General features: G+C 67.9%; 14 protein-coding genes and 2 pseudogenes. All 16 read left to right on the top strand.

Features of this window, described 5'->3' with window-relative positions; all coding sequences use genetic code 11:
• Complete coding sequence (gene motB, locus AB4Y35_RS07240; protein ID WP_368703938.1) at positions 1-1,077, top strand: flagellar motor protein MotB; 1,077 nt, start codon at positions 1-3, stop codon at positions 1,075-1,077.
• 13 nt (positions 1,078-1,090) lie between these two features.
• Positions 1,091-1,465 carry a response regulator gene (locus AB4Y35_RS07235; RefSeq protein ID WP_069264375.1) on the top strand — a complete coding sequence of 125 codons (375 nt, stop codon included), beginning with the start codon at positions 1,091-1,093 and terminating at the stop codon, positions 1,463-1,465.
• A 57-nt stretch (positions 1,466-1,522) separates the two neighbouring features.
• Positions 1,523-3,799: a chemotaxis protein CheA gene (cheA, locus tag AB4Y35_RS07230; protein WP_368703937.1), complete on the top strand. Its 2,277-nt coding sequence runs from the start codon at positions 1,523-1,525 to the stop codon at positions 3,797-3,799.
• Between the two features lie 57 nt (positions 3,800-3,856).
• Positions 3,857-4,393, top strand: coding sequence for a chemotaxis protein CheW (gene cheW, locus AB4Y35_RS07225; RefSeq protein ID WP_028203349.1), 537 nt, complete (start codon positions 3,857-3,859; stop codon positions 4,391-4,393).
• Positions 4,394-4,610: 217 nt separating this feature from the next.
• Complete coding sequence (locus AB4Y35_RS07220) at positions 4,611-6,458, top strand: methyl-accepting chemotaxis protein (protein WP_368703936.1); 1,848 nt, start codon at positions 4,611-4,613, stop codon at positions 6,456-6,458.
• Positions 6,459-6,686: 228 nt separating this feature from the next.
• Positions 6,687-7,622 carry a CheR family methyltransferase gene (locus AB4Y35_RS07215; RefSeq protein ID WP_368703935.1) on the top strand — a complete coding sequence of 312 codons (936 nt, stop codon included), beginning with the start codon at positions 6,687-6,689 and terminating at the stop codon, positions 7,620-7,622.
• Positions 7,619-8,437 (top strand): chemoreceptor glutamine deamidase CheD, encoded by an 819-nt coding sequence (gene cheD, locus AB4Y35_RS07210; protein WP_368703934.1) that lies wholly within the window; start codon positions 7,619-7,621, stop codon positions 8,435-8,437. Before AB4Y35_RS07215 ends, cheD begins: the two co-directional genes overlap by 4 nt.
• Positions 8,434-9,555, top strand: coding sequence for a chemotaxis response regulator protein-glutamate methylesterase (locus AB4Y35_RS07205; protein ID WP_342920355.1), 1,122 nt, complete (start codon positions 8,434-8,436; stop codon positions 9,553-9,555). The genes cheD and AB4Y35_RS07205 overlap by 4 nt, the downstream gene beginning before the upstream one ends.
• Before the next feature lie 130 nt (positions 9,556-9,685).
• Positions 9,686-10,081 (top strand): chemotaxis response regulator CheY, encoded by a 396-nt coding sequence (gene cheY / locus AB4Y35_RS07200; protein ID WP_028203354.1) that lies wholly within the window; start codon positions 9,686-9,688, stop codon positions 10,079-10,081.
• Positions 10,082-10,145: 64 nt separating this feature from the next.
• Positions 10,146-10,868, top strand: coding sequence for a protein phosphatase CheZ (gene cheZ / locus AB4Y35_RS07195; protein ID WP_342920435.1), 723 nt, complete (start codon positions 10,146-10,148; stop codon positions 10,866-10,868).
• A 312-nt stretch (positions 10,869-11,180) separates the two neighbouring features.
• On the top strand, positions 11,181-11,681 hold the full coding sequence (locus tag AB4Y35_RS07190; RefSeq protein WP_368689585.1) for a DUF2844 domain-containing protein: 501 nt from the start codon (positions 11,181-11,183) through the stop codon (positions 11,679-11,681).
• 55 nt (positions 11,682-11,736) lie between these two features.
• Positions 11,737-12,993, top strand: coding sequence for a DUF3443 family protein (locus tag AB4Y35_RS07185; protein ID WP_368704625.1), 1,257 nt, complete (start codon positions 11,737-11,739; stop codon positions 12,991-12,993).
• Positions 12,994-13,235: 242 nt separating this feature from the next.
• Positions 13,236-14,396, top strand: a pseudogene (flhB, locus tag AB4Y35_RS07180) (flagellar biosynthesis protein FlhB); the annotation flags it as partial.
• 149 nt (positions 14,397-14,545) lie between these two features.
• Positions 14,546-16,645, top strand: a complete 2,100-nt coding sequence (gene flhA / locus AB4Y35_RS07175; protein ID WP_368703933.1) for a flagellar biosynthesis protein FlhA — start codon at positions 14,546-14,548, stop codon at positions 16,643-16,645.
• Between the two features lie 296 nt (positions 16,646-16,941).
• Positions 16,942-19,047, top strand: a complete 2,106-nt coding sequence (gene flhF, locus AB4Y35_RS07170; protein WP_368703932.1) for a flagellar biosynthesis protein FlhF — start codon at positions 16,942-16,944, stop codon at positions 19,045-19,047.
• Positions 19,040-19,822, top strand: a pseudogene (locus tag AB4Y35_RS07165) (MinD/ParA family protein); the annotation flags it as partial. The gene flhF and the pseudogene AB4Y35_RS07165, both read left to right, overlap by 8 nt.
• Positions 19,823-20,026: the final 204 nt, after the last annotated feature.

The following is a 20,026-nucleotide window of genomic DNA, read 5'->3' as shown; positions in this document are numbered from 1 at the left end:
ATGAGCAACAACAAGGACCGCGCAATCGTTGTCAAGCGCGCCGCGCCGAAGAAGGCCGGCCACCATGGCGGCGCATGGAAGCTCGCGTACGCGGACTTCATGACCGCGATGATGGCGTTCTTCCTGCTGATGTGGCTGTTGTCGTCGGCTTCGACGGTGCAGTTGAAGGGCATCGCCGACTACTTCAACCAGCCGATGAAGATCACGCTCTGGGGCGGCGATCGCAGTGCGGAAGACTCGAGCATCCTGAAGGGCGGCGGCCGTGACATCTCGTCGCAAGACCAGGGCGTTACGCGCCGCAGCGACGGCGCGACCGAGCGCTCGGAGCGCAACCAGTCGAAGCACAACGACGACGACGCCACGAAGCAGCTCGAAGGCTCGCTCGAACGCAAGGAGCAGGTGCGCCTGCACGACCTGCAGGTGAAGCTGATGGCGGCGATCGAGGCGAACCCGGTGCTGCGCCAGTTCAAGCAGCAGATCCGCATCGACTCCACGCTGCAGGGCCTGCGCATCGAGATCGTCGACTCGCAGAAGCGCCCGATGTTCGCGACCGCGCGCGACGTGGTCGAGCCGTACATGCGCGACATCCTGCAGGCGATCGGCAAGACACTCAACGACGTGCCCAACCGCATCGTCGTGCAAGGGCACACCGACGCCGTGCCGTACGCCGGCGGCGAGAAGGGCTATAGCAACTGGGAGCTTTCCGCCGACCGCGCGAACGCTTCGCGGCGCGAGCTGATCGCGGGCGGCATGGACGATTCGAAGGTGTTGCGCGTGCTCGGCCTCGCTTCCACGCAGAACCTGAACAAGGCCGATCCGCTCGACCCGGAGAACCGCCGCATCAGCATCATCGTATTGAACAAGAAGTCCGAAGACGCGCTCATGCACGACGACTCGACCACCACCACGCTCTCCGACGACGCAGCGGGTTCGGGCAAGAGCCTGCCCGCGCTCACGCCGGACGCCGGCATGGGCCGGGCGGCGCCGGCGCCGGTCGCGATCGCGCCGAAGGTGGCAACCACGGTGGCGCCGGCGGGGCCGGCCGTTGCCCCAGCCGTCGCGCCGGCAGCGCAATGACAACGAGGAACGGATGATCAGGAACATTCTGGCGATCGACGATTCGGTGTCCATGCGGGAGATCCTGCAGGCGGCGCTCGGCTCGGCAGGCTACGAGGTGACGGTGGCGAGCGACGGCGAAGAAGGGCTCGAGCATGCGCTCGCCCAGCGCTTCGATCTCGTGCTCACCGACCTTTACATGCCGCGCATGGGCGGGCTCGACCTGATCAAGCAGTTGAGGGCGAATCCTTCGTACTTCGAAACGCCCATCCTCGTGCTGACCACGGAATCGGACGAAGGCTTCAAGGCAGCCGTACGCGACGCAGGCGCGACTGGCTGGATCGAAAAACCGGTGGACCCCGAGCTGCTCGTCGATCTGGCGAGCGCACTCGGCGAGGCCCACCCTTGAGGTGCCGTGCGGCGAACGACCAGGCACCCCCCAGGCAATTAACGCGGTGAAAGAGCAATGACTCTCGACATCACTCAGTTCTATCAGACGTTTTTCGACGAGGCGGACGAGCTGCTCGCGCAGATGGAGCAGCTTCTCCTGAACCTGAACGTCGGTCGCCCGGATCCCGAGGATCTGGCCGCGATCTTCCGCGCGGCGCACTCGATCAAGGGTGGCGCGGCGACGTTCGGCTTCACGGCCTTGACCGAGACGACCCACATTCTCGAATCGCTGCTCGACCGCGCTCGCAACAACGAGCTGGTGCTGCGCAAGGACATGATCGACACGTTCCTCGAAACGAAGGACGTGCTTTCCGACCAGCTCGGCGCCTACCGCGCGAGCGCCGAGCCCGACGCGCAGGCGGCTGCCGCCGTGCGCACCAAGCTCGAGCGCCTCTATGCGGAAAGCCGCGGCGTACCCGCGCCCGAACCCGCACCGGCGCCGGCCCCCGCGCCCGCACCGGCGCCGCAGGCGAGCGCCGGCGATTCGGAAGAAGATCTCGAAGCCGCGTTCGAAATGCACAGCACGCTGGCGGCGGCAGGCGCGGGCGCGCCCGAGCACGTCGTGAGCGAGGCGATCGATGCGGCAGGCGCGGCGCCCGCCGCCGGCGCCGCCGCCGCAGCGGAAGGTCCGCACCTGCGCGTCACGCTGCGCGCCGTCGACGCGAAGGACCAGGAGCTGCTCGTCGAAGAGCTCGGCAACCTCGGCCGCATTCTCGGCCAGGTGAAGACCGGCGACGACCTCACGCTATGGCTCGAAACCGATGTGACCTCCGACGACATCATCGCGGTGTGCTGCTTCGTGATCGACGAGAAACAGATTTCGATCGGCCGTGGCGCCGCGCCGCAGGGCGACGCGCAACCGGCTGCCGCCGCACCGGCCGCAGCACCTGCGGCTGCACCGGCCGCGCCTCCCGCTGCACCGGTGGCAGCGGCCCCGGCGGCGAGCGCCGTGATTCCGGCCGCGCCGCCCGCGGCGCTCGCCGAACACGACATGCCGCGCCCGCCCGCGAGCGCCCCGGCGCCCGCGCAAGCCGAAGGCGAGCGCAAGGCGCGTCCGGCCGCCGCCGCTGCATCGGCGGAAGGCAGCTCGATTCGCGTGGGCGTCGAAAAGGTCGACCAGTTGATCAACCTCGTGGGCGAACTCGTCATCACGCAGGCCATGCTGGCGGAAACCACCAGCACGTTCGACCCGGCGCTGCACGACCGCCTCTACAACGGCATGGCGCAGCTCGAGCGCAACGCGCGCGATCTGCAGGAAGCGGTGATGTCGATCCGCATGATGCCGATGGACTACGTCTTCAGCCGCTTCCCGCGCCTCGTGCGCGATCTCGCGGCGAAGCTCGGAAAGGAAGTCGAGCTTGTCACCTTCGGTCAGGCGACCGAACTCGACAAGAGCCTGATCGAGCGCATCATCGACCCGCTCACCCACCTCGTGCGCAACTCGCTCGACCACGGCATCGAAACCGTGGAAGCGCGCCGCGCCGCGGGCAAGGACGCCACGGGCCAGCTCGTGCTGTCCGCCGCGCACCACGGCGGCAACATCGTGATCGAGGTGAGCGACGACGGCGCGGGCCTGCGCCGCGACAAGATTCTCGCCAAGGCGATCAAGCAGGGCATGCAGGTGAGCGACAGCATGTCCGACGACGAAGTGTGGAACCTCATCTTCCTGCCGGGTTTCTCGACCGCCGAGCAGGTGACCGACGTGTCGGGCCGCGGCGTGGGCATGGACGTGGTCAAGCGCAACATCCAGGCGATGGGTGGCCACGTGGAAATCACCTCGCACGCGGGCAAGGGCAGCACCACGCGCATCGTGCTGCCGCTCACGCTGGCGATTCTCGACGGCATGTCAGTGAAGGTGGGCAGCGAGATCTTCATCCTGCCGCTGAACTTCGTGATGGAGTCGCTGCAGCCGCGCCACGAAGACATCTACACGGTCACCAACGGCGACCGCGTGGTGCGCGTGCGCGGCGAGTATCTCCCGCTCGTGGCGCTGCACCAGGCGTTCAACGTCGAAGGCGCGCGCACGGACCCGACCCAGGGCATCGTCACGATCATGGAAACCGAGGGCCGTCGCTTCGCCATGCTGATCGACGAGCTGGTCGGCCAGCAGCAGGTCGTGGTGAAGAACCTCGAAACGAACTACCGCAAGGTGCACGGCATTTCGGCGGCGACCATTCTCGGCGACGGCAGCGTCGCGCTGATCGTCGACGTGGCCGCGCTCAATCGCGAGACGCGCGCCACACACGGCGTAAGCGCCAGCGCAAATTCGGGTGCGTTCGCCGAATTCGCGTAATCGTGATGAAGTCCGGACGCACTCAACCAATCATCTCCCAACCGTTCAGGGGCTAACGTGGCAGAAGTCCAATCGATTCAAGGCAACGGCGCGCACGGCGCGATTGCCGGCGCGCAACGCCGCGACGCGCTGCAGGCCGACGCAGGTGGCCAGGAGTTCCTCGTCTTCACCCTCGGCGCGGAAGAGTACGGCATCGACATCCTGAAGGTGCAGGAAATCCGCGGCTACGACAGCGTGACGCGCATCGCCAACGCACCCGATTTCATCAAGGGTGTGATCAACCTGCGCGGCATCATCGTGCCGATCGTCGACATGCGCATCAAGTTCCATCTGGGCCGCGTCGAGTATGACCACCAGACGGTCGTCATCATCCTGAACGTCGCGCATCGCGTGGTCGGCATGGTGGTGGACGGCGTCTCGGACGTGCTCACGCTGCAGATGGAGCAGATCATGCCGGCGCCCGAATTCGGCGCGACGCTCACGACCGAGTACCTCACGGGCCTCGGCACCGTCGAAGGCCGCATGCTGATCCTGATGGACATCGAAAAACTGATGACGAGCCGCGAAATGGCTCTGATCGAGGCGCTGGTCTAACGCGCCGAAAGTTAAACCGGGGGGCCGCGAGGCCAGCGTGAGAGAGAGCGGAAAAGCCGCCGCCAAGAAGCGGCAAGCCGCCTTCGTTTTCGCGCGCGCTTCGTACCGGGTCCAGGGTGTCGCCGCGTCTTGCCGGCCGTAGCTGGCCGCGCCTTGCTGGCTGCCCGCGCCCGCCCACATAGCCCGCCCCGATTCGCACAGGACAGGAGCAAACGAGATGCAAAGATGGTCGATCCGCACGACGCTCACGGGCGTCGGGGTCATTCTGGTTGCGCTGACCGTGCTGGTCGGCGCACTCGGGCTCGTCGCGCTCGGGCGTGCGAGCGATGCGTTCACCGAAATCGTGCGAGGCGATCTCGTGGCGATGCATGCGCTGAACGACGCGTCGTCGTATCTGCTGCGCACGCGCGTCGCGATCGACCGCGCCAGCGCGCTCACGGCAGCAGGCCAGGCCGACGATGCGAAGAAGGTGATCGATCGCGCCCAGGAATTGCTCGGCAAATCCAACGAAGCCTGGCAGGCCTTCCAGAACGCGCCGAAGAGCGGCCTCGACGCCGCCACGCTCGACGCGCTCGCGGCCAAACGCGCCACGCTCATGCAGGACGGCGTGCAGCCCGAATTCGCGGCCCTGCGCGCAAACGATCAACCGGCCTATCACGCCATCGCCGACACGAAGATCAGCCCGATGTTCGTCGACTACGACAACGTCGCCGGGCCGCTCGCGCAAGCGCTGGAAGACAGCGCACAGGCGCGCGAGGTCGGCGCCCACGACAAGATCGCCGTGATGCGCATCGCGATCGGCGTGGTGATCGCCGTGGCGCTCGTGCTCGTGGTGGCGATCCGCTTCGCCATGCGCGGCCTCATCGTGCAGCCGCTCGAGGACGCGGTGTCGTGCTTCGAGCGCATCGCCCACGGCGATCTCTCGCAGCCGGTCACGGTCTACAGCGACAACGAGATCGGGCGTCTGTTCGGCGGCATCAAGCGCATGCAGGAAAGCCTCGTCACGCTGGTGAGCGCGGTGCATACGGGCGCAAGCTCGATCGACGTGGGCGCGCGCGAGATCGCCATGGGCAACACCGATCTCTCGCAACGTACCGAGCAGCAGGCCGCCTCGCTGCAGGAAACGGCGTCGAGCATGGAGCAGCTCACCGGCACCGTGCGCCAGAACGCCGAGAACGCGCGCCAGGCGAGCCAGCTGGCCGTCAACGCCTCCGATATCGCGACGCGCGGCGGCGAGGTGGTCGGCGAAGTCGTGAACACGATGCAGGGCATCGCGGCGAGTTCCGCGAAGGTCGTCGACATCATCAGCGTGATCGAAGGCATCGCGTTCCAGACCAACATTCTCGCGCTCAATGCGGCCGTGGAAGCGGCGCGCGCGGGCGAGCAGGGCCGCGGCTTCGCGGTGGTGGCCGGCGAAGTGCGCAGCCTCGCGCAGCGCAGCGCCAGCGCGGCGAAGGAAATCAAGGAACTCATCAACGACTCGGCCGAGAAAGTGCAAAGCGGCTCGCAGCTCGTGGGCCGCGCAGGCACGACGATGGAAGAAATCCTTCAGGCCGTGCGTCGCGTGACCGACATCATGGGTGAGATCAGCGCGGCGTCCGAGGAGCAGTCGGGCGGCATCGAGCAGGTCAATCGCGCCGTCACGCAGATGGACACCGTCACGCAGCAGAACGCGGCGCTGGTGGAGCAGGCGGCCGCCGCGGCGGCGTCGCTCGAAGAGCAGACGCGCCAGCTGCAGAACGTGCTCGGCACGTGGACGACGGGCGGCGCAGCGGCGCGCAGCGTGGGTGCAGGTCCTGCACGCGGCACGCCGACCGCGCCGGTTGCCGCGAAACGCACGACGCCGTCTTCGGCTTCGGCGGGAACGAAGGCCGCGGTGGCGGCAACGTCGGCGGCGTCAGTGGCACCTGCGGACACTGCGAAGGCTGCGGCAAAGCCCGCGGCACAACCGGCAGCAAAGGTGTCGGCAAAGCCCGCAGCGAAACCGGCCGCGCCTGCGCGCGCCGAGACGTACGTGAGCACGGCGGCATCCGCTTCGGACGATTCGGACTGGGAAACGTTCTGATCGAACGCGGCATAGAAGAGTAGTGAAGTACTGAACACGACGAGCAACTGCAATGCACATGAGCGCTACACAACGGCAAGACCTGCCGCGCCGGGCCCGCAAGCCCGCGCGCGCTGCGCAGGCCGCCCATGCGCCGCACGCATTGCAACCGGGCAGGCGCGGCGCGCAGCAGTCCTGCGCCGCGGTATCCCATGCAGTGGGCGGCGCGCAATGCGAAGGAGCATCAGCATGAAAGCGCTGCGAAATACGCGCCAGGACGCCGGCGAGACGGGCGGTTCGGGCGTGGAGAGCAACCGCGATTTTGATTTCACCTCGGCGGACTTCGAGCGCATTCGCGCGCTGATTCACCGCCGCGCGGGCATCTCGCTCTCGGACCACAAGCGCGACATGGCGTACAGCCGCCTCGCGCGGCGTCTGCGCACGCTCGGCCTCGACAGTTTTCGCGAGTACCTCGACCAGCTCGAAGCGCGCAACGACGCGACCGAGTGGGAAGCGTTCACGAACGCGCTCACCACGAACCTCACGGCGTTTTTCCGCGAGGCGCATCACTTCCCGATCCTCGCGGATTTCGTGAAGCGGCGGGGTTCGAATCCGGTTTCGGTGTGGTGCTCGGCGGCTTCCACGGGCGAAGAGCCGTACTCGATCGCGATGACGCTCGTCGAAGCGCTCGGCGACCGCGCCGCGCGCGAGGCGCGCGTGCTCGCCACCGACCTCGACACCCAGGTGCTCGCCAAGGCCGACGCGGGCGTCTACTCGTTCGACCAGGTCAAGCATCTGTCGCCGGAGCGTCTGAAGCGCTTCTTCTTCAAGGGCACCGGCTCGCACTCGGGACTCGTGAAGGTGCGCCCGGAGCTGCGCGCGATGATCAAGTTCGAGCAGCTCAATCTCACCGATGCCGACTACGGCTTGCGCACGACGTTCGACGCGATCTTCTGCCGCAACGTGATGATCTATTTCGACAAGCCGACCCAGGCACAGGTCCTCACGCGCTTCGAGCCGCTCATGAAGCCGGACGGCCTGCTGTTCGCGGGCCACTCGGAGAACTTCACCTACGTCACGCAGGCGTTCCGTCTGCGCGGCCAGACGGTGTACGAACTCACGCGCGGCGCCACGGCCAGTGCCGCGCCGCGCCGCGCGAACGACGCGATCGGAGTGCCCGCATGAGCGCCCGCCTCCCGATCGCGACGAACCGCTATTTCGACGCGCATTTCCAGCGCCCCGGCGTCAAGCTGCTGCCCAACGAGTTCTACACGACGGGCGAGGACATGGTGCTCGTCACCGTGCTCGGCTCGTGCGTGGCGGCCTGCATTCAGGACCGCACCGCGGGCATCGGCGGCATGAACCACTTCATGCTCCCCGACGACGGCGCGGACTCCGCCCACGCGCTCACCGGCGCCTCCGACGCGATGCGCTACGGCGCCTACGCGATGGAAGTGCTCATCAACGAGCTGATCAAGGCGGGCGGCCGGCGCGAGCGCTTCGAGGCCAAGGTGTTCGGCGGCGCGGCGGTGCTCGCGGGCATGACGACGATGAACATCGGCGACCGCAACGCCGCGTTCGTGCGCCGCTATCTCGCGACCGAGAACATCCGCATCGTGGCCGAGGACCTGCAAGGCTCGCATCCGCGCAAGGTGGCATTCCTGCCGCGCACGGGCCAGGTGATGGTCAAGAAGCTGCGCCTCTCGCAGGACACGAGCGTGGCCGAGCGCGAGCAGCAGCTCGCCGCGCAAACCGCCGAAGCGCGCGCCGAACGGCTCGCGCGGGCGCGGGCGCGCGTCGAGCTGTTCGGCGTCGGCAGCGCCGGTCGCGCGGGCCCGGGCGCCACGGCGCCGGCTCATGCGGCAAACGCTCAGGCGCCCCAGATTTCCCAATCCCAGCCGCAGGGCGCGCGCCCTCGCATCGAGCTGTTCGGCTCGAGCGTGTCGTCCGCGCTGCGCGCATCCGGTCAAGACAACGCCAGGACAGTAGAGGAGGCGTGAACGCTGTGCAAAAAATCAAGGTTCTCTGCGTCGACGATTCGGCGCTGATCCGCAGTTTGATGACGGAAATCATCAACAGTCAGCCCGATATGACGGTCGTCGCCACCGCGCCGGATCCGCTCGTCGCGCGCGAGCTGATCAAGCAGCACAACCCCGACGTGCTCACGCTCGACGTGGAAATGCCGCGCATGGACGGCCTCGACTTCCTCGAGAAGTTGATGCGCCTGCGGCCGATGCCGGTCGTGATGGTGTCGTCGCTCACCGAGCGCGGCAACGAAATCACGCTGCGCGCGCTCGAACTGGGCGCCGTCGACTTCGTGACGAAGCCGAAGGTCGGCATTCGCGACGGCATGCTCGAATACTCGGAAAAGCTCGCCGACAAGGTGCGCGCCGCCGCGCGCGCCCGCGTGCGTGCGCACCACGCACCCGCTGCCGCACCGGCGGGCGCGGCAGCGCACGCGCACGGCCACGCCGCTGCGCACCCCGCGGGCCCGGCGCCGATGATCAACAACCCGCTCGTCTCGACCGAGAAGCTCGTGATCGTCGGCGCGTCGACGGGCGGCACCGAGGCGATCCGCGAAGTGCTGCAGCCGCTGCCGCCCGACGCGCCCGCGGTGCTGATCGCGCAGCACATGCCGCCCGGTTTCACGAAGTCGTTCGCACAGCGCCTGAACGGGCTGTGCCGTATCACCGTCAAGGAAGCGGAGCACGGCGAACGTGTGCTGCCCGGCCACGCCTACATCGCGCCGGGCCACGCACACCTCTTGCTCGCACGCAGTGGCGCGAACTACATCGCACATCTGTCCGACGACCCGCCGGTCAACCGGCACCGTCCGTCGGTCGACGTGCTGTTTCGTTCGGCGGCGCTGCACGCGGGCAAGAACGCCATCGGCGTGATTCTCACGGGCATGGGCCGCGACGGCGCAGCCGGGCTGCTCGAAATGCGCCAGGCCGGTGCGTACACGCTGGCGCAGGACGAAGCGAGCTGCATCGTGTTCGGCATGCCGCGCGAAGCCATTGCCATGGGCGGCGCCGACGAGATCGCCTCGCTCTCCGACATGAGCCGGCGCGTGATGACCCGACTCGCCTCGATGGGCGACCGGGTTCAGCGCGTCTAAGAAATTGCCGATATAGAGAGATCATGCAGGCCGCAAACGCTTGCTCGATCGCTCGCGATTAATTTATCTGGATAGGCAGTGCGCTTCTCTGGATAATTGCCCGGGTTTTCGCCTGGAGGAATGGAACGTGATGGATAAGGGAATGAAGATTCTGGTGGTGGACGATTTTCCGACGATGCGCCGGATTGTCCGCAACCTGCTCAAGGAACTGGGCTACTCGAACGTCGACGAAGCCGAAGATGGTGCTGCGGGCCTCGCCCGTCTGCGCGGCGGCAACTACGAGTTCGTGATCTCCGACTGGAACATGCCGAACCTCGACGGTCTCGCCATGCTCAAGGAGATCCGCGCCGACGCCAACCTGACGCACCTGCCGGTGCTGATGGTGACGGCCGAGTCGAAGAAGGAGAACATCATCGCGGCGGCGCAGGCTGGCGCGAGCGGCTATGTGGTGAAGCCGTTCACGGCCGCCACGCTCGACGAGAAGCTCAACAAGATTCTCGAGAAGATGGCCAAGACGGGGAGCTGACGTGAACGAGCCCATCAGTGAGCCGTCCGGCGCTCATTCCGGTGAGTGGCCGGAAGCCGATGGCATCGAGCCGCTTCCGCAGCCGCCCGAGTTCGACTTCGCGCCGCCCGCCGCGGGCGAGGCCAGCGAGCTGGCGACGGACCGTATCCTCGCGCGCATCGGACACCTGACGCGCAGCCTGCGCGACTCGATGCGCGAACTCGGCCTCGACAAGCACGTGGAGCGCGCCGCCGAGGCGGTGCCCGACGCGCGCGACCGGCTGCGCTATGTCGCGAACATGACCGAGCAGGCTGCCGAACGCGTGCTGACCGCGATCGACATCGCCAAGCCGCTGCAGGAAACGCTCGAACGCGACGCGAAGGAACTGACGAGCCGCTGGGCGACCTGGTACGACGCGCCGATCGGCCGCGCGGAAGTGCGCCAGCTGATGGACGACACGCGGGCCTTCGTGGATGGCGTGCCGCAAGCCACCGCGGCGACCAACCAGCAGCTCCTCGAGATCATGCTCGCGCAGGACTTCCAGGACCTGACGGGCCAGGTGATCAAGAAGATCATGGACGTGGTCTATCTGATCGAGCAGCAGTTGCTCACCGTGCTGGTCGAGAACATCGCGCCGGAGCGGCGCGAGCAGTTCGCGGCAACGGCGGCGGCGCTCGCGGAGACCCAGAGCAGCACGGGCAGCCCCGAAGGCCTGCTCAACGGCCCGCAGATCAATCCGGAAGGCAAGACCGACGTCGTGCAGGACCAGGCGCAGGTCGACGATCTGCTCGCAAGTCTCGGGTTCTGACCCCTAACGTGCAGCTAACCGTTCGGTTAGCTGCCGCATGTAGTCCAAGGCGGGCATACTACTGCTCATGCCTTCGTACCCTGCCGCGAAAAGCGTCGCGGTGGGGCGGCGAAGCATAGCCAGCCGTTGCCCGTCCTGCTGCGTCCCGCCGCGACGTTCCTGCGCGGCCCCGACAGCGTATGGTGCAACGCGCCATCGCAAGAGGGAGGGGACGCCTTGTATCCATACACATCGTTCTGTGGCAAGGCGGTGCGCTCGTTTGCGCACCGCGCCGCACCCAGCTGCGCGCCCGGCGCGGCGCTTCTCGGTTCCCTGCTTTGCGCGCTGCTCGCGGCGCCGGCGGCTCACGCCGCGCTGGGCGGTGCGCCTATGCCCACGCCGGCGGGCGCGAACGTCAGCACCCTGAGCGCCGCTTCGGCGGCAGCCGCGGCCGGCAACGCCTCGGCCGTTGCGCGCGCAGCGGTGCAAGGCGCGGCCTCTGGCGCTTCCACGACCCCTGCCTACACCGTTCAGCAGACCACGCTCGCCAACGGCACCGTCGTGCGCGAGTACCTCTCGCAGGCCGGCACCGTATTCGGCGTCGCCTGGGACGGCCCGCAGATGCCCAATCTCGCCACGCTGCTGGGCAGCTACTTTCCCCAGTACACGGCCGGCGTGAAGGCGAGCCACGCCGCCGGTCGTGTGCGCGGGCCGGGCGTGGTCGAAAACTCGAACGTCGTGGTGCATTCGGGCGGCCACATGGGCGCCTTCTCCGGGCAGGCATGGCTGCCGCAGGCGCTGCCTGCGGGCGTCAGCGCCTCCGATATCCAGTGACGAGCGGAGGCCGAACGTGCTGACTTCAGTGCTGACTTCACGCCATTCGCGCAGCGTGTGGCTGCGCCCTTTCCGGTTCCTTTCGGGCGCCGCGCTCGTTGCCCTGGTTTCGCTCGTCGCCGCCTGCGGAGGCGGGGGTGGCAGCAGCGGTAGCAGTAGCAGCAGCTCGAGCGGCAGCAGTGGCGGCAGCGGCTCCGCGGTTCCCAGTCCCACCCAGCAGCCCACCGCGGCCACCGCCGCGAATACCGTGGGCGTCGTCGTGAACCGTGGGTTGACGGGTACGCTGCCGAACATTCCGACCGTCAGCGTGACGGTTTGCAAGGCCGGCACGACGACCTGCGGGACCGTCGACAACGTTCAGGTGGATACGGCGTCATTCGGCCTGCGCCTGCTCGCGTCGGCGAATGTGACAGGGCAGTCGAATGTGCTGAGCTTGCTGTCCCCCGTCACGGCCAGCAACGGCGGCACGCTCGCCGAATGCACGGCCTTCGCCGATGGTTACACGTGGGGCACAGTGCGTTCCGCCGACGTCAAGATCGGCGGCGAGACGGCGTCCAATATCCCGATCCAGGTGATCGGCGACTTGGGCTCGGTGCCGTCGGCCTGCGCGGGCTTCGGCAACGCGCAGGACACGGTGCAGGACCTGGGCGCGAACGGCATTCTCGGTATCGGCGTTGCGCCTTATGACAACATCGGCGCGTACTACTCGTGCCCCGGCGGCACGAACTGCTCCACCGCAACGGTCGCGCAAACCCAGCTGGTGGCCAACCCCGTGCCCAAATTCGGCACGGACGGCAACGGCGTGATCCTCGAGATGGCCCCCGTGTCCGATAGCGGCGCGCCCAGCGCGTCGGGCACGCTCGTGTTCGGCATCGGCACGCAATCGAACAACGCGATGACCGCCTCGCAAAGCTACAACACGGACTCTTGGGGCAGGCTCAGCTCCACGTTCAACGGGCGCACGCTCCAGACCTTCCTCGACTCGGGTTCGAATGCGATCTTCTTCGTCGACAGCGCCCTGCCGCAGTGCGGCGGCAATCTCGGCACGTTCTACTGCCCGACGTCCACGCAGTCCTTCAGCGCGGCGCTCGTGTCCAATAACGGCGCAACGACAGGCACCGCGACCTTCAATGTCGCGAACGCGAGCGCATTGCTCGGCAGCGGCGCGAACTACGCGGCCAACAACCTGGCAGGGCAGTTCGGGTCGTCGGCGGACCTCGACCTGGGGTTGTCGTTCTTCTATGGCCGCTACGTCTACTACGGCATGGACATGACCGCGTCCGGGGGCAAGGCGCCGTACGTCGCGTTCTGAAATTGCAGGCGCTCCGGGTGCGTTTGCCGTGAAGTTTGCGGCCCGCGAGCGCGTGCGCGCATCGCGGGCCGGCGTTCGCCGATGATGCCGCCCCGGTTCCATCGGCCGAAATACCCTGATTTCCCCGTCCTACTCCGTCAATCGGTGCTTGGCTTGCGCGGCAATAATCGCTGTCACTGAAAAAGGGCGCGCGCCAGCCGCGCAGCCGCGACGAGCGGCGCGTGCCCGCGACCGGAGCATGCGTGGCTGAGGACAGCGACCTCGAGAAAACCGAATCCGCCACTCCCAAGCGCCTCGAAAAGGCGCGGGAGGAGGGGCAGGTTCCGCGTTCCCGGGAGCTGGCGACGTTCGCGCTGCTCTCGGCGGGCTTCTATGGCACGTGGTTGCTCTCCGGCACGATCGGCGAGCATCTGCAGGCCATGATGCGCGGCGCGTTCACGTTCAATCACGCGGGCGCGTTCGAAACCAGCCGCATGCTGATCGGTGCCGGCGTCGCCGCGCGCGAGGGCCTCATGGCGCTGATGCCGGTGCTCGCGCTCACGGGGCTCGCCGCGCTGCTCGCGCCGATGGCGCTCGGCGGCTGGCTCATCTCCACGAAGGCGCTGCAGCCGAACTTCGGCCGCCTCAATCCGGTGTCGGGGCTCGGGCGGATCTTCTCCGTGAACGGGCCGATCCAGCTCGGCATGTCGCTCGCCAAGACGCTCGTGGTGGGCGTGATCGGCGGCTGGGCGCTGTGGAGCCGGCGCGACGAGATTCTCGGGCTCGCCATGCAGCCCGCGCCGCGCGCGTTCGCCGACGCGATGCATCTGATCGGCGTGTGCTGCGGCATGACGGTCGCCGGCATGTTCGTGGTCGCCGCGCTCGACGTGCCGTACCAGCTCTGGTCGTACTACCGCAAGCTGCGCATGACCAAGGAAGAAGTGAAGCGCGAGCACAAGGAAAACGAAGGCGATCCGCACGTGAAGGGGCGCATTCGCCAGCAGCAGCGCGCCGCCGCGCGCCGCCGCATGATGACCCAGGTGCCCAAGGCCGACGTGGTCGTGACCAACCCGACGCACTTCGCCGTCGCGCTCAAGTACGCCGATGGCGAGATGCGCGCGCCGAAGGTCGTCGCCAAGGGCGTGAACCTCGTGGCCGCACGCATCCGCGAGATCGCGGTCGAGAACAACGTGCCGCTGCTCGAAGCGCCGCCGCTCGCCCGTGCGCTCTATTACAACGTCGACATCAACCGCGAAATTCCGGGACCGCTCTACGGCGCGGTCGCCCAGGTGCTCGCGTGGGTCTATCAGCTCAAGCGTTTCCGCGAGCATGGCGGCGACGTGCCGATGGAGCCGACCGACCTCGACGTGCCACCCGAAATGGACAAGGGCGCGATGAGCGACGAAGACGAAGCCAGCGAAGCCGACGAAGCCCTCACACCCGAGGAGCGCGCGGCCGCCGAGGCCGCCAGTCGCGCGAACGCGGCAAATTCCACGAACGCAAACAACGCATCGAACACCGCTGGCCGCGCCGAAAACAACCCGGCGCGCGACGGCACTGAAGGAGCAACAGAATGAACGCCCGCACCGGTTTCCTCGCGCGGCGCCCGGAGATGCTGCAAGGCACGAATCTGCGCGCGCTGGCGGGACCGATCCTGATCTGCATGATCCTCGGCATGATGATCCTGCCGTTGCCGCCGTTCCTGCTGGATCTGCTGTTCACCTTCAACATTGCGCTGTCGGTGATGGTGCTGCTCGTCAGCATGTACACCATGAAGCCGCTCGACTTCGCGGCGTTCCCGAGCGTGCTGCTGTTCTCCACGCTGCTGCGGCTCTCGCTGAACGTGGCCTCCACGCGTATCGTGCTGCTCGAAGGCCACACCGGCCCGGGGGCAGCGGGCCAGGTGATCGAGTCGTTCGGCCACTTCCTCGTGGGCGGCAACTTCGCCGTGGGTATCGTGGTGTTCGTGATCCTCATGGTCATCAACTTCATGGTGATCACGAAGGGCGCGGGCCGTATCGCCGAAGTGTCCGCGCGCTTCACGCTCGACGCGATGCCAGGCAAGCAGATGGCGATCGACGCCGACCTGAACGCGGGCCTCATCAACGAAGAGGCGGCTCGCAAGCGCCGCAGCGAGATTGCCCAGGAAGCCGAGTTCTACGGCTCGATGGACGGCGCGAGCAAGTTCGTGCGCGGCGACGCCATCGCCGGCCTGCTGATCATGGTGATCAACATCGTGGGCGGCCTGATCGTGGGCGTCGTGCAGCACGGCATGCCGCTCGCCTCGGCGGGCGAGACCTACACGCTGCTGACCATCGGTGACGGCCTCGTCGCACAGATTCCGTCGCTCGTCATCTCGACGGCGGCCGGCGTGATCGTCTCGCGCGTGGCGACCAACGAAGACATCGGCACGCAGCTCACCGGCCAGCTCTTCACGAACCCGCGCGTGCTGATGATCACGGGCACGATCATCGTCATGATGGGCCTGATTCCGGGCATGCCGCACTTCGCGTTTCTGCTGCTCGGCGGCGGCGCGATCCAGCTCGGCCGCACGCTGAAGAAGAACGCCGAGGCGAAGAAGGCGAGCGCCGTGATCGCCGACGCCGCGCCCGCCGCGCTTGCGCCCGTCGAAAACGCCGAGGCGACCTGGGACGACGTGGCGCTCATCGACACGCTCGGCCTCGAAGTGGGCTACCGCATCATTCCGCTCGTCGACAAGAACACCGACGGCGAGCTGCTCAAACGCATCAAGAGCATCCGCAAGAAGTTCGCGCAGGAAATCGGCTTCCTGCCGCCCGTCATCCATATTCGCGACAACCTGGAGCTGCGCCCGAACGCCTACCGGATTGCGCTGAAGGGCGTGGAGGTGGGCAACGGCGAGGCCTACCCGGGCCAATGGCTCGCGATCAACCCGGGCCAGGTGAGCGCGGTGCTGCCCGGCACGCCGACCACGGACCCGGCGTTCGGCCTGCCGGCCGTGTGGATCGATTCGAACGTGCGCGAGCAGGCGCAGGTGTTCGGCTACACGGTGGTCGATTCGAGCACGGTGGTGGCGACGCACCTGAATCACCTCGTCGTCACGCACGCGGCCGAGCTGCTCGGCCGCCGCGAAGTGCAGGCGCTGCTCGAGCGCGTGCAGAAGGACACGCCGTCGCTCGTGGACGACCTCGTGCCGAAGGTGCTGCCGGTCACGACGCTGCAGAAGGTGCTGCAGAACCTGCTGGAAGAGGGCGTGCCGATCCGCGACATGCGCACGATCATGGAATCGCTCGCGGAGCACACGCCGCGCATCACCGACGCACACGATCTGACGGCGGCGGTGCGCATCGCGCTCGGCCGCGCGATCACGCAGCAATGGTTCCCCGGCAACGCCGACATGCAGGTGATGGGCCTCGACGCGAACCTCGAGCGCGTGCTGTCGCAGACGCTCACCTCCGGCCCGAACCCCGGCCTCGAACCGGGTCTCGCGCATACGCTGCTCGCGCAGACCGAGCAGGCGATGGGGCGCCAGCAGGCGCTCGGTCTAGCGCCGGTGATGCTCGTGCAGCACGCGCTGCGGCCCATGCTGTCGCGCTTCCTGCGCCGCAGCCTGCCGCAGCTCAAGGTGCTTTCATACGCCGAGGTGCCGGATACGCGCAACGTGAAGGTGGTGAACGTGATCGGGGCGCATTGATCGCGCTGCCGCATCTGGACGAGAACAAGCCCGCTTCTTGCGGGCTTTTTCGTTAGCCGAGCCGTGGGCGAGCCTTTCTGCGCATAATTTTTGCCTGCGCGCACCCCCGTCACCGATTCCGCGAATTGCCCGCATTTCTCCGCCCTGATCCATCGATCATGGGGGGCTCACCTTCGAAATAATTCCAACATCGGAAAAGGCCTTGCGTAAGACGCCAGGCCGGCAGCAATCCAGCGCCATTCCAGCAACAGACGACCGGCGGCGGCATTGGCCGCTCACCTCATCAGGGGCTTAGCTTGAACATTCGCAAATTCATCGGTGGCACCAGCCGCGACGCGTTACGGCTCGTACGCGAAGCGCTGGGTGCGGACGCCGTCGTTCTGTCGAACCGTACGCTCGACGACGGCAGCGTCGAAATCGTCGCGCTCGCGGACCGCGATCTCGCGGCGATCGCGCCGGCCGATGCTGCCGCCGCGCAAGGCCTGGGTGGCCTCGTGGCGCAGGGTGGTCAAGGCGCCCCGTTCGCGCAGCCCTCGGCCGCCATGACGCCGATGTCGCGCGCGCCGCGCAGCGCGCCTGGCGCCGCTCCCGCGGCGCTCGCCGCCCCGGTCGGCAGTGCCAACCCCTACGCGAGCGGCATGCCGGACGTGTTCTCCTCGGTGTTCGGCGCGAGCCCGGAAGTGGGCGTCGAAAACGGCGGCGCAAGCGCCGATGCCGATGCCGATGGCGACCACGCCGCCGACACCGCCGTCTCGCTCGGCAAGGAAGCGGCGGCCGCGTCGGCCGCCATCGCGCCGCTTTCGGCTTCGTCGCCGTCTTCGCGTGCCGCGGCGGGACAGCAGGCCGCGCAATCGGCGATGCCGCCGACGCTGCAAGCCGCGAAGCAGGCGGCACAATCGCAACAAGCCGTTCCGCATGCGCATTCGCCGCTGCAAATGGCGCTGCAGGCTGCGACCGAGTCGCTCGCCTCGTCGGCCTTTGCGCCATCGTTTGCGTCCACGGCGCCGGCCGCCAACGCCAACGCCAACGCCCAGGCCGCCGCACGCGAAGCCGCTGCGCGGCTCGAACAGGCCGCCGCCGCGTCGGCGGGCGACACGCCGCGCACGATGGCCGAATCGAACCCCTGGCTGATCGACCACGCCCGCCGCATCGCGAACCAGCAGAACGCGCCGCGCGTGCCGGGCATGACGCCCGCCGCCGCCGCCGCGCGCGGCCTCGGCAGCGTCGCCGACCCGGTGTTGCCGCCCGACGTCGACGCCAGCACGCCCGACTGGGCGCTCGAGGCCGCTCATGTCGCCGCGCGCCGCGCCGCGCAGCGCCTCGGCCACGGTCCGGAAGCCGCCGGCCCCGCGCCCGGCACTCGCAATGCGCAGGGCGCCGATGCGGCGCAAACCGTGAGCGAAGCGATCCGCGCGCGCATCGAGCAGGTCGTCAACGAAACCGTGATGAACGAGCTCGCTTCCATGCGCGGCATGATGGAAGAGCAGTTCGCGGGCCTCCTGTGGGGCGAGCGCCAGCGCCGCAGCCCGGTGCAGGGCGCGCTCACCAAGCAGCTGTTCGCCGCGGGCTTCTCGGCCCAGCTCGTGAAGATGATGATCGACCGCCTGCCCGACGTGCAGACCGAAGAGGCCGGCATGGAGTGGCTCCAGTCGGTGCTCGAATCGAACCTGCCCGTGCTCGAAGACGAAGAAGCGCTGATGGAGCGCGGCGGCGTGTTCGCGCTGATGGGCCCGACGGGCGTGGGCAAGACCACGACCACGGCGAAGCTCGCCGCGCGCTGCGTGATGCGCTTCGGCGCGAGCAAGGTGGCGCTGCTCACCACCGACAGCTACCGGATCGGCGGCCACGAGCAACTGCGCATCTTCGGCAAGATCCTCGGCGTTTCGGTGCACGCGGTGCGCGACGGCGCGGACCTCCAGCTCGCGCTCACCGAACTCAAGAACAAGCACATCGTGCTGATCGACACGATCGGCATGAGCCAGCGCGACCGCGCCGTGGCCGACCAGATCGCCATGCTGTGCGGCGCGGGCCGCCCGGTGCAGCGCCTGCTGCTGCTCTCGGCGACCAACCACGGCGACACGCTCAACGAAGTCGTGCAGGCCTACCAGAGCGAAGACGCACCGCTCACGGGCTGTATCCTCACCAAGCTCGACGAGGCGACCAACCTCGGCAGCGCACTCGACACCGTGCTGCGCTACAAGCTGCCGGTGCATTACGTCTCGACGGGCCAGAAGGTCCCCGAGAACCTTTATGTGGCGACGCGGCGCTTCCTGATCCGCAGTGCCTTCTGCATTCCGCGAGAGAGTTCGCCGTTCGTGCCGCACGAAGACGATATCCCGGCGCTGCTGTCGGCACTCTCGACGCGTTCGAATTCGCAGGCTCCCGAGGTCAGGTTTGGATAAGTTCGTAATCGATCAGGCAGAAGGGCTGCGGCGGCTGCTCGCGCGCGAAGGCTCGCGCGTGGTCGCGGTGACGGGCGGTGCAGGTTCGCCCGGGCGCACGACCACGGTGGTCAATCTCGCGGCGGCGCTCACCGCGCAGGGCAAGGACGTGCTCGTGATCGACGAGTGTCTGGGACCCCGCTCGGTCTGTGCGCTGGTGGGCGGTGTGCGGGGCGCAGGCAACTTCGCCGCCGTCATGCGCGGCGAGCGTACGCTCGACGAAGCCGTGGGCCGTCATGCGCTCGGCTTCGGCGTGCTGGCCGCCTCGCGCGACAACCGTGCGCAGTACACGGCCGCCCAGCTGCAGAAGGTCATTTCGGGTCCCGCGGACATCGTCCTGATCGACGCGCAGCTCGACGCCGACGGCGCGCTTTCGCCGCTCGCCATGCACGCGCACGACGTGCTGATCGTGATGCGCATCGGTGCGCAGTCGATCACGGACGCCTACGCGTGCATGAAACGGCTGCACTTCGCGCATGCGATCGCGCAGTTTCGCGTGCTCGCGAATCATGTGGCGAACGCCAGCGACGCGCAGGCCGCGATCGAGAACCTCGCGGGGGTGGCGAGCCGCTACCTGAGCGTGTCGCTCGACAGCGCCGGCAGCGTCGCCGCCGATCAGCACATGGCGCAGGCGCTCAGGCTCGCGCGCTGCATCGTCGATGCGTTTCCGTCGACGGCCGCCGCGCGCGATTTCCGCCACGTGGCCGCCGAACTGCCGCACTGGCCGATGCGACCCGCGGTCTCGGCGTGCTCGCCGGCCACGGCGCGCGCCAACGCGTTGTTCGGCGCGGCGCACGAAGAACATGAAGCGGCGGGCGACGCACCCGCCGACGATCTGGACGGCGCGCCGCAAGCCGGCGTCCAGCCACACGCTACCCATGCAACAAACGCCGCACACAGCACGCTCGCCGCGAACGCAGATTCGTTCGTTGCGGCCGTG

The organism is Paraburkholderia sp. EG286A (genome assembly GCF_040965375.1).
Lineage (GTDB): Bacteria > Pseudomonadota > Gammaproteobacteria > Burkholderiales > Burkholderiaceae > Paraburkholderia.
The sequence above is the reverse complement of the archived record's forward strand: the minus strand, read 5'-3'. Positions and strand labels throughout refer to the sequence as shown.

Bases quoted from the DNA above. Each gene is read 5' to 3' on its own strand.
- motB (WP_368703938.1), top strand. From the start codon at position 1: ATGAGCAACAACAAGGACCGCGCAATCGTTGTCAAGCGCGCCGCGCCG.
- AB4Y35_RS07235 (WP_069264375.1), top strand. From the start codon at position 1,091: ATGATCAGGAACATTCTGGCGATCGACGATTCGGTGTCCATGCGGGAG.
- cheA (WP_368703937.1), top strand. From the start codon at position 1,523: ATGACTCTCGACATCACTCAGTTCTATCAGACGTTTTTCGACGAGGCG.
- AB4Y35_RS07220 (WP_368703936.1), top strand. From the start codon at position 4,611: ATGCAAAGATGGTCGATCCGCACGACGCTCACGGGCGTCGGGGTCATT.
- AB4Y35_RS07215 (WP_368703935.1), top strand. From the start codon at position 6,687: ATGAAAGCGCTGCGAAATACGCGCCAGGACGCCGGCGAGACGGGCGGT.
- cheD (WP_368703934.1), top strand. From the start codon at position 7,619: ATGAGCGCCCGCCTCCCGATCGCGACGAACCGCTATTTCGACGCGCAT.
- cheY (WP_028203354.1), top strand. From the start codon at position 9,686: ATGGATAAGGGAATGAAGATTCTGGTGGTGGACGATTTTCCGACGATG.
- flhA (WP_368703933.1), top strand. From the start codon at position 14,546: ATGAACGCCCGCACCGGTTTCCTCGCGCGGCGCCCGGAGATGCTGCAA.